Origin of the sequence: Pseudomonas putida W15Oct28 (assembly GCF_000708715.2) — a bacterium.
GTDB classification, from domain to species: Bacteria; Pseudomonadota; Gammaproteobacteria; order Pseudomonadales; family Pseudomonadaceae; genus Aquipseudomonas; species Aquipseudomonas putida_R.
The window spans coordinates 20,484-30,985 of sequence record NZ_JENB01000056.1 but is presented as its reverse complement, the minus strand read 5'-3'; the positions used below and the strand labels follow the sequence as shown (position 1 = coordinate 30,985).

Genomic DNA, 10,502 nt, shown 5'->3' with positions numbered 1-10,502 from the left:
ATGACGGTTTTGCCGTCGCTCAGCGTGAAGGTCAGGGCGCCGTGGTTGTTGATCAGCAGACCGTCTTTGTTGGTCAGGGTGATGGTGTAGGTGATTTCGCCGCCTTCGGTGACCGAAGGGGTGGCGGTCAGTTTCGCGATCACTTCATCGGTGGTGTCGGTGACGTCTACTTTCGCAGCGCCGCCCAGCTCCAGGTTCTCGAAGGTACGGCCGTCAACGTCCACAGCGGACTTGATGCCCAGGCTGATCTCGCCAGCGTCTTTGTAGACGTCATCGCCTTGTGCCGCGTGCTCGTACGGCGCGCTGGTGTCGCCGGCCTTGATGGTGACCTGGGCATTGTTGCTCAGGGTCACGACCAGATCGTGGTCCAGTGGCTGGTTCACGTGCACCGTGAAGGTCGGTTTGACGTTTTCCGCCACCGAGGTCTGGTCGGCCGTGATGGTGACTTTGACCAGATCGCCTTCGTTGTTGCCGCCTGGGTTGCCTGGAGTACCTGGCTCATCAGTGACCTGAGTGCTGACCGGGGTTTTATCCAGGGTCAACTTCTCGAACTTGTCGACGTCAGCGCCTGCAACGGTCGCGATGGCGTTGACCACTTGAGGGTTGGTGCCGACGTAGACGTTGTCCGGGGCAGTGACGGTGATCGAGCCGCTGGTGCCGTTGGCCGGTACGGTGATGACGGTTTTGCCGTCGCTCAGCGTGAAGGTCAGGGCGCCGTGGTTGTTGATCAGAAGACCGTCTTTGTTGGTCAGCGTGATGGTGTAGGTGATCTCGCCGCCTTCGGTAACCGAAGGGGTGGCGGTCAGTTTCGCGATCACTTCGTCGGTGGTGTCGGTAACGTCGACCTTAGCCGCGCCGCCCAACTCCAGATTTTCGAAGGTCGCGCCGGTGGCGTCCACAGCCGACTTGATGCCAACACTGATTTCGCCGGCGTCCTTGTAGACGTCGTCACCCTGTGCCGCGTGCTCGTAAGGCGCGCTGGTGTCACCGGCCTTGATGGTGACCTGAGCGTTGTTGCTCAGAGTCACGACCAGATCGTGGTCCAGTGGCTGGTTGATGTGCACGGTGAACGTGACCTGGGCGTTGTTGCTCAGGGTCACGACCAGGTCGTGGGCCAGTGCAGTGTTGATGTGCACGGTGAAGGTCGGTTTGACGTTCTCGGCGACCGAAACCTGGTCAGCCGTGATGGTGACCTTGACGATATCGCCTTCGTTGCCTGGGGTACCTGGCTCGTCGGTGACGGTGGTGCTGACCGGCGTCTTGTCCAGGTTCAGGTCAGCCGTGATGGTGACCTTGACGATATCGCCTTCGTTGCCTGGGGTGCCTGGCTCGTCGGTAACCTCGGTGCTGACCGGCGTCTTGTCCAGGTTCAGGTTTTCGAACTTCCACGCATCCGCGCCGCTCACCGCGTCGATGGCATTGACCACCGGCTCGTTAGCGCCGACATAGACGTTATCCGGGGCGGTTGCAGTGGCCGAGCCGGTGGTGCTGTTCGCGGGCACTATGACAGTGGTGCCATCGGTCAGCTTGAAGTACAGCTCTGCGTGGTTGTTGATCGGCAGGCCGTCTTTGTTGGTCAGCGTGATGGTGTAGGTGATCTCGCCGCCTTCGGTGACCGACTGGCTTGCGGTCAGCTTGGCCACAACTTCGTCGATGGTGTCGGTCACTTTGACCGAAGCATCGCCGCCCAGCTGCAGGTTTTCGAAGGCCGCACCGGTAGCGTCTACCGCCGACTTGATGCCGAGGGAGATTTCGCCGGCGTCTTGGTAAACGTCGTCGCCCTGCGCAGCGTGCTCGTACGGCGCGCTGGTGTCACCGGCCTTGATGGTGACCTGGGCGTTGTTGCTCAGGGTCACGACCAGGTCGTGGGCCAGTGCAGTATTGATGTGCACGGTGAAGGTCGGTTTGACGTTCTCGGCGACCGATACCTGGTCAGCCGTGATGGTGACCTTGACGATGTCGCCTTCGTTGCCTGGGGTACCTGGCTCGTCGGTAACTTCGGTGCTGACCGGAGTCTTGTCCAGGTTCAGGTTTTCGAACTTCCACGCATCCGCGCCGCTCACCGCGTCGATGGCATTGACCACCGGCTCGTTAGCGCCGACATAGACGTTATCCGGGGCGGTTGCAGTGGCCGAGCCGGTAGTGCTGTTCGCGGGCACTATGACAGTGGTGCCATCGGTCAGCTTGAAGTACAGCTCTGCGTGATTGTTGATCGGCAGGCCGTCTTTGTTGGTCAGCGTGATCGTGTAGGTGATCTCGCCGCCTTCGGTGACCGACTGGCTTGCGGTCAGCTTGGCCACAACTTCGTCGATGGTGTCGGTCACTTTGACCGAAGCATCGCCGCCCAGTTGCAGGTTTTCGAAGGCCGCACCGGTAGCGTCTACCGCCGACTTGATGCCGAGGGAGATTTCGCCGGTCCCAGTTGCAGGTTTTCGAAGGCCGCACCGGTAGCGTCTACCGCCGACTTGATGCCGAGGGAGATTTCGCCGGCGTCTTGGTAAACGTCATCGCCCTGTGCAGCGTGCTCGTATGGCGCGCTGGTGTCGCCGGCCTTGATGGTGACCTGGGCGTTGTTGCTCAGGGTCACGACCAGGTCGTGAGCCAGAACGGTATTGATGTGTACGGTGAAGGTCGGTTTGACGTTTTCCGCCACCGAAGTCTGGTCAGCAGTGATGGTGACCTTGACCAGGTCACCTTCGTTGTTGCCGCCTGGGTTGCCTGGAGTACCTGGCTCGTCGGTGACGGTGGTGCTGACCGGCGTCTTGTCGAGGGTCAGTTGCTCGAACTTGCCGACATCAGCGCCAGCAACAGTAGCGATCGACTGCACCACCGGGGCGTTGCTGCCGACGTAGACGTTGTCCGGGGCAGTGACGGTGATCGAACCAGTAGTGCCGTTGGCCGGTACGGTGATGACGGTCTTGCCGTCGCTCAGCGTGAAGGTCAATGCACCGTGGTTGTTGATCGGCAGACCATCTTTGTTGGTCAGCGTGATGGTGTAGGTGATCTCGCCGCCTTCGGTGACCGAAGGGGTCGCAGTCAGCTTGGCCACCACTTCGTCGGTGGTGTCGGTCACTTGAACGGTGGCCGCACCGCCCAGCTGCAGGTTCTCGAAGGTAGCTCCGGTCGCGTCTACAGCCGAGTTGATACCCAGGCTGATCTGGCCAGCGTCGTTGTAAACGTCATCGCCTTGCGCTGCGTGCTCGTACGGCGCGCTGGTCTCGCCGGCCTTGATGGTGACTTGAGCGTTGTTGCTCAGGGTCACGACCAGGTCGTGGTCCAGTGGCTGGTTGATGTGCACGGTGAACGTCGGTTTGACGTTCTCGGCCACCGAGGTCTGGTCGGCAGTGATGGTGACCTTGACCAGGTCGCCTTCGTTGCCCGGAGTGCCTGGCTCGTCAGTGACAGTGGTGCTGACCGGGGTCTTGTCCAGGGTCAGCTGTTCGAACTTGCCGACGTCAGCGCCAGCAACGGTTGCGATGGAGTTGACCACTGCAGGGTTGCTGCCGACGTAGACGTTGTCCGGGGCAGTGACAGTGACCGAACCAGTAGTGCCGTTGGCCGGTACGGTGATGACGGTCTTGCCGTCGCTCAGCGTGAAGGTCAATGCACCGTGGTTGTTGATCGGCAGACCATCTTTGTTGGTCAGCGTGATGGTGTAGGTGATCTCGCCGCCTTCGGTGACCGAAGGGGTCGCGGTCAGCTTGGCCACCACTTCGTCAGTGGTGTCGGTCACTTGAACGGTGGCCGCACCGCCCAACTGCAGGTTCTCGAAGGTAGCGCCGGTGGCGTCTACAGCCGAGTTGATGCCCAGACTGATCTGGCCAGCATCGTTGTAAACGTCATCGCCTTGTGCAGCGTGCTCGTATGGCGCGCTGGTGTCGCCCGCCTTGATGGTGACCTGCACGTTGTTGCTCAGGGTCACGACCAGGTCGTGGTCCAGCGGTTGGTTGACGTGTACGGTGAACGTCGGTTTGACGTTTTCCGCCACCGAAGTCTGGTCGGCGGTGATGGTGACTTTGACCAAGTCACCTTCGTTGCCTGGGGTGCCCGGCTCATCGGTAACCTGGGTGCTGACCGGAGTCTTGTCCAGGTTCAGGTTTTCGAACTTCCACGCATCCGCGCCGCTGACGGCTTCGATGGCATTGAGCACCGGCTCGTTAGCGCCGACATAGACGTTATCCGGGGCGGTCGCAGTGGCCGAGCCGGTAGTGCTGTTTGCGGGCACGATGACAGTGGTGCCATCGGTCAGCTTGAAGTACAGCTCTGCGTGGTTGTTGATTGGCAGGCCGTCTTTGTTGGTCAGCGTGATCGTGTAGGTGATCTCGCCGCCTTCGGTTACCGACTGGCTGGCGGTCAACTTGGCCACAACTTCGTCGATGGTGTCGGTCACTTTGACCGAAGCATCACCGCCCAGCTGCAGGTTTTCGAAGGCCGCACCGGTAGCGTCTACCGCCGACTTGATGCCGAGGGAGATTTCGCCGGCGTCTTGGTAAACGTCATCGCCCTGCGCAGCGTGCTCGTATGGCGCGCTGGTGTCGCCGGCCTTGATGGTGACCTGGGCGTTGTTGCTCAGGGTCACGACCAGGTCGTGGGCCAGTGCAGTGTTGATGTGCACGGTGAAGCAGCCGTGATGGTGACCTTGACGATATCGCCTTCGTTGCCTGGGGTGCCTGGCTCGTCGGTAACCTCGGTGCTGACCGGCGTCTTGTCCAGGTTCAGGCTTTCGAACTTCCACGCATCCGCGCCGCTGACGGCTTCGATGGCATTGACCACCGGCTCGTTAGCGCCGACATAGACGTTATCCGGGGCGGTTGCAGTGGCCGAGCCGGTGGTGCTGTTCGCGGGCACGGTCTGATCGGCGGTGATGGTGACTTTGACCAGGTCGCCTTCGTTGCCCGGGGTGCCTGGCTCGTCGGTGACGGTGGTGCTGACCGGGGTCTTGTCCAGAGTCAGCTGTTCGAACTTGCCGACATCAGCGCCAGCAACAGTAGCGATCGACTGCACCACCGGGGCGTTGCTGCCGACGTAGACGTTGTCCGGCGCAGTGACGGTGATCGAACCGCTGGTGCCGTTGGCCGGTACGGTGATGACGGTCTTGCCGTCGCTCAGCGTAAAGGTCAGGGCGCCGTGGTTGTTGATCGGCAGACCGTCTTTGTTGGTCAGCGTGATGGTGTAAGTGATCTCGCCGCCTTCGGTGACCGAAGGGGTCGCAGTCAGCTTGGCCACCACTTCGTCGGTGGTGTCGGTTACTTGAACGGTGGCCGCACCGCCCAGCTGCAGGTTCTCGAAGGTAGCGCCGGTGGCGTCTACAGCCGAGTCGATGCCCAGACTGATCTGGCCAGCATCGTTGTAAACGTCATCGCCCTGCGCATCGTGGGTGTACGGCGCGCTGGTTTCGCCAGCTTTGATGGTGACTTGAGCGTTGTTGCTCAGGGTCACGACCAGATCGTGGTCCAGTGGCTGGTTGATGTGCACGGTGAACGTCGGTTTGACGTTCTCGGCCACTGAAGTCTGGGTGCCATCGGTCAGCTTGAAGTACAGCTCTGCGTGATTGTTGATCGGCAGGCCGTCTTTGTTGGTCAGCGTGATCGTGTAGGTGATCTCGCCGCCTTCCGTAACCGACTGGCTTGCGGTCAACTTGGCCACAACCTCATCGACGGTGTCGGTCACTTGAACGGTAGCCGCACCGCCCAGTTGCAGGTTCTCGAAGGTAGCGCCGGTGGCGTCTACAGCCGAATTGATACCCAGGCTGATTTCGCCGGAGTCTTTATAGACGTCATCGCCTTGCGCATCGTGGGTGTACGGCGCGCTGGTTTCGGCGGTGATGGTGACCTTGACCAGGTCGCCTTCGTTGCCCGGAGTGCCTGGCTCGTCAGTGACAGTGGTGCTGACCGGGGTCTTGTCCAGGGTCAGTTGCTCGAACTTGCCAACATCAGCGCCCGCAACAGTCGCGATGGAGTTGACCACTGCAGGGTTGGCACCGACGTAGACGTTGTCCGGAGCGGTGACAGTGATCGAACCATCGGCGGTGATGGTGACCTTGACCAGGTCGCCTTCGTTGCCCGGAGTGCCTGGCTCGTCAGTGACAGTGGTGCTGACCGGGGTCTTGTCCAGGGTCAGCTGCTCAAATTTGCCAACATCAGCGCCCGCAACGGTCGCGATGGAGTTGACCACTGCTGGGTTGCTGCCAACGTAGACGTTGTCCGGGGCAGTGACAGTGATCGAACCAGTAGTGCCGTTGGCCGGTACAGTGATGACGGTTTTACCGTCGCTCAGCGTGAAGGTCAGGGCGCCGTGGTTGTTGATCGGCAGACCATCTTTGTTGGTCAGGGTGATGGTGTAGGTGATCTCGCCGCCTTCGGTTACCGAAGGGGTAGCGGTCAGCTTGGCCACCACTTCGTCAGTGGTGTCGGTCACTTGAACGGTGGCCGCACCGCCCAGTTGCAGGTTCTCGAAGGTCGCACCGGTGGCGTCTACAGCCGAATTGATGCCCAGGCTGATTTCGCCCGAGTCTTTGTAGACGTCATCGCCCGTCTGATCGGCGGTGATGGTGACTTTGACCAGGTCGCCTTCGTTGCCCGGGGTGCCTGGCTCGTCGGTGACGGTGGTGCTGACCGGGGTCTTGTCCAGGGTCAGTTGCTCGAACTTGCCGACGTCAGCGCCAGCAACAGTCGCGATGGAGTTGACCACTGCAGGGTTGGCACCAACGTAGACGTTGTCCGGCGCAGTGACGGTGATCGAACCGGTAGTGCCGTTGGCGGGTACAGTGATGACGGTTTTACCGTCGCTCAGCGTGAAGGTCAGGGCGCCGTGGTTGTTGATCGGCAGACCATCTTTGTTGGTCAGCGTGATGGTGTAGGTGATCTCGCCGCCTTCGGTGACCGAAGGTGTAGCGGTCAGCTTGGCCACCACTTCGTCGGTGGTATCGGTCACTTGAACGGTAGCCGCACCGCCCAGTTGCAGGTTTTCGAAGGTAGCGCCGGTGGCGTCTACAGCCGAATTGATACCCAGGCTGATTTCGCCGGAGTCTTTATAGACGTCATCGCCTTGCGCGTCATGGGTGTACGGCGCGCTGGTCTCGCCGGCCTTGATGGTGACTTGAGCGTTGTTGCTCAGGGTCACGACCAGGTCGTGGTCCAGCGGCTGGTTGATGTGCACCGTGAAGGTCGGTTTGACGTTCTCGGCCACCGAAGTCTGATCGGCGGTGATGGTGACTTTGACCAGGTCGCCTTCGTTGTTGCCGCCTGGATTGCCTGGAGTACCTGGCTCATCGGTAACAGTGGTGCTGACCGGCGTTTTATCCAGGGTCAGCTGTTCAAACTTGCCGACATCAGCGCCAGCGACGGTAGCGATCGACTGCACCACTGGGGTGTTGCTGCCGACGTAGACGTTGTCCGGAGCGGTGACAGTGATCGAACCGGTAGTGCCATTGGCCGGTACGGTGATGACGGTCTTGCCGTCGCTCAGCGTGAAGGTCAATGCACCGTGGTTGTTGATCGGCAGACCATCTTTGTTGGTCAGCGTGATGGTGTAAGTGATCTCGCCGCCTTCGGTCACCGAAGGGGTGGCGGTCAGCTTAGCCACAACTTCACTGATAGTGTCCGAGATCTCAACGGTAGCCGGGCCACCCAAGGCCAGCTTCTCGAAGGTGGCACCTGGAACCGTAGCGTCGGTAACGCTGAGGGTGATGGAGCCAGCATCGTGATAGACGTCATCGCCCTGAGCCGGGGTTTTGTACTCGACTTCGGTCTTACCGGCCTCGATCGTCACGGTGTCGCCGTTCGACAGGGTTACGGTCAACGGACGGTCCAGCGCCTGGCTTACTTTCACAGTAAAGGAAGGCTGCTGGTCTTCGGTCACATTGCCATTGCTGACGATGCTAACGGTGACGGTATCGACGCTGTCATTGATTACAGTCGAAGCTGGAGTCGGATTCGGGGTCAGTTGCTCGAAGTTGCCGCCAGTGGCGCTTTCGATGGTGACGTTGACTGTCGAGCCGTTGTTGTAGACGTCGTTCGCAGGCGTCTGGAAGTCGACGCTGCCTTGGGTCTTGCCAGCCTCAACGGTGATGGTCTGGCCGTTGGACAGGGTCACGGTTACCGGAGTCTGGGCAGGGTTGCTCAGGGTCACGGTGTAGGTGATTACGCCGCCTTCAGTGACGCTTGGCGAAGCGGTCAGGGTCGCAGTGGTGGTGTCGACCGAGTCATTGATCGTGGTCTGAGCCGGGGTCGGATTCGGGGTCAACTGCTCGAAGTTACCGCCAGTGGCGTTTTCGATGGTGACGCTGACGGTCGAGCCGTTGTTATAGACGTCATTCGCCGGAGTCTGGAAGTCGACGCTGCCCTGGGTTTTGCCAGCTTCAACGGTGATGGTCTGGCCGTTGGACAGGGTCACGGTTACAGGAGTCTGGGCAGGGTTGCTCAGAGTCACGGTGTAGGTGATCACGCCGCCTTCGGTGACGCTTGGCGAAGCGGTCAGGGTCGCGGTGGTGGTGTCGACCGAATCGATCACGCCGCCTTCGGTGACGCTTGGCGAAGCGGTCAGGGTCGCGGTGGTGGTGTCGACCGAATCGTTGATCGTGGTCTGAGCCGGGGTCGGATTCGGAGTCAGCTGCTCGAAGTTACCGCCAGTGGCGTTTTCGATGGTGACACTGACGGTCGAGCCGTTGTTGTAGACGTCATTCGCCGGAGTCTGGAAGTCGACGCTGCCCTGGGTCTTGCCCGCCTCAACGGTAATGGTCTGGCCGTTGGACAGGGTCACGGTTACCGGAGTCTGGGCAGGGTTGCTCAGAGTCACGGTGTAGGTGATTACGCCACCTTCAGTGACGCTTGGCGAAGCGGTCAGGGTCGCAGTGGTGTTATCGACCGAGTCATTGATCGTAGTCTGAGCCGGAGTCGGGTTCGGCGTCAGCTGCTCGAAGTTGCCACCGGTAGCACCGGTAATGGTTGTGCTGACGGTCGAACCGTTGTTGTAGACGTCATTCGCCGGGGTCTGGAAGTCGACACTGCCCTGGGTCTTGCCAGCCTCGATGGTGATGACCTGCCCATTGGACAGGGTCACGGTTACCGGCGTCTGGGCAGGGTTGCTCAGGGTCACGGTGTAGGTGATCACGCCGCCTTCGGTGACGCTTGGCGAAGCGGTCAGGGTCGCGGTAGTGCTATCGACAGAATCACTGATTACCGTCTCAGCCGGTGCAGGCGTCTGGGCAGGGTTGCTCAGGGTCACGGTGTAGGTGATCACGCCGCCTTCGGTGACGCTTGGCGAAGCGGTCAGGGTCGCGGTAGTGCTATCGACCGAATCACTGATTACCGTCTCAGCCGGTGCAGGGTTCGGCGTCAGTTGCTCGAAGTTGCCACCGGTAGCGCCAGTAATGGTTGTGCTGACGGTCGAACCGTTGTTGTAGACGTCATTCGCCGGGGTCTGGAAGTCGACGCTGCCCTGGGTCTTGCCAGCCTCGATGGTAATGACCTGCCCATTGGACAGGGTCACGGTTACCGGCGTCTGGGCAGGGTTGCTCAGGGTCACGGTGTAGGTAATTACGCCACCTTCTGTCACCGACGGATTCGCCGTCAGCGTCGCAGTGGTGGTGTCGATGGTATCGGTAACCTGGGTGACTGCCGGCGTTTGCGGCACTGTCACCGTCAGGCCGTTGCCACCGGTGGTACCCGTTACGGTTGCCGAGATCTGGCCACCGTCGATATAAGGCGTGTCATTTGCCGGGACCACGACATTGACGCTGCCGCTGGTCTGCCCGGCCGGGATAACGATAACGGCGCCGTTGGACAGGGTGACGATCAGGTTGGTGGTCGGCGCCTGGCCAACCGTGGCCGTATAAACGATTACGCCACCCGCTTCGCTGATGGAAGGAGTGGCGCCAAGAATCAGGTCGGTAGCAACGTTGCCATCTGGCGTTGGCGTCGTCACCTGGTTATTGCTGGAGGTATCCAGCAAGCCAACCTCTTCGCTATCGAGCACGGCAGCAAAGCCCAGCCCTTCCGTAGGGAAGCCGACGGTAGCGTCGACTCGGCCCGCGGTTTCCTCGAGCATGACGAAGCTGTGACCACCGCCCAGCGCGCCGCCGCCGCCCGCTGCGGACGGGCCGGCTGCGGTGGCCTCAAGCTCGGTAGTCGGGTCGACACCAGCAGCAATTGCCTGTTGCAGTTCTTCCACCGACGGCGCGGCCTGTGCGGTCGCCTGGCTCAGGTCGGTGCTGCTGTCAGGCGCATCGGCGCTCCACTGGCTGTCGCGGCCCAGGTCAAGCAGACGGCCATCGGCCAGCTCCAAAGTAACTGCGCCGCCCGGGCCAGTGAGTACTTCCTCACCTGACAGCAGGCGGTCCCCTTCGATGAGCACACGACGAATGCCCTCTGGGGATACCGCAATAACCTGGCCGACAATGCTTTTGACGATGGCTACAACGCTGCTCATTGGACTCTCCGTGTGACCCTATGGGTACTTCCATGCCAGAGCGGCACTCGCAAGCCACTGCAGGCGGAACTATG

Annotated in this window: 3 protein-coding genes; all 3 read right to left on the bottom strand. The window is 60.9% G+C overall.

The genetic code is table 11. From position 1 onward, the window contains the following. The coding region (locus AK81_RS30915) for an immunoglobulin-like domain-containing protein (RefSeq protein WP_430298504.1) at positions 1–2,324 on the bottom strand (2,324 nt) is incomplete at its 3' end. 56 nt (positions 2,325–2,380) lie between these two features. Continuing rightward, entirely contained in the window at positions 2,381–4,615 is a 2,235-nt protein-coding gene (locus AK81_RS30910; RefSeq protein WP_050491946.1) for an immunoglobulin-like domain-containing protein, read from the bottom strand. Next, the gene (locus AK81_RS30905; RefSeq protein ID WP_050491945.1) at positions 4,576–10,428 is read right to left on the bottom strand and encodes a retention module-containing protein; all 5,853 of its coding nucleotides are present in this window, start codon (positions 10,426–10,428) and stop codon (positions 4,576–4,578) included. Before AK81_RS30905 ends, AK81_RS30910 begins: the two co-directional genes overlap by 40 nt. Between the last annotated feature and the right edge of the window lie 74 nt (positions 10,429–10,502).

What these genes read in the sequence shown, in the direction of transcription:
- AK81_RS30905 (WP_050491945.1), bottom strand. Translation starts at nt 10,428, where the DNA reads ATGAGCAGCGTTGTAGCCATCGTCAAAAGCATTGTCGGCCAGGTTATT.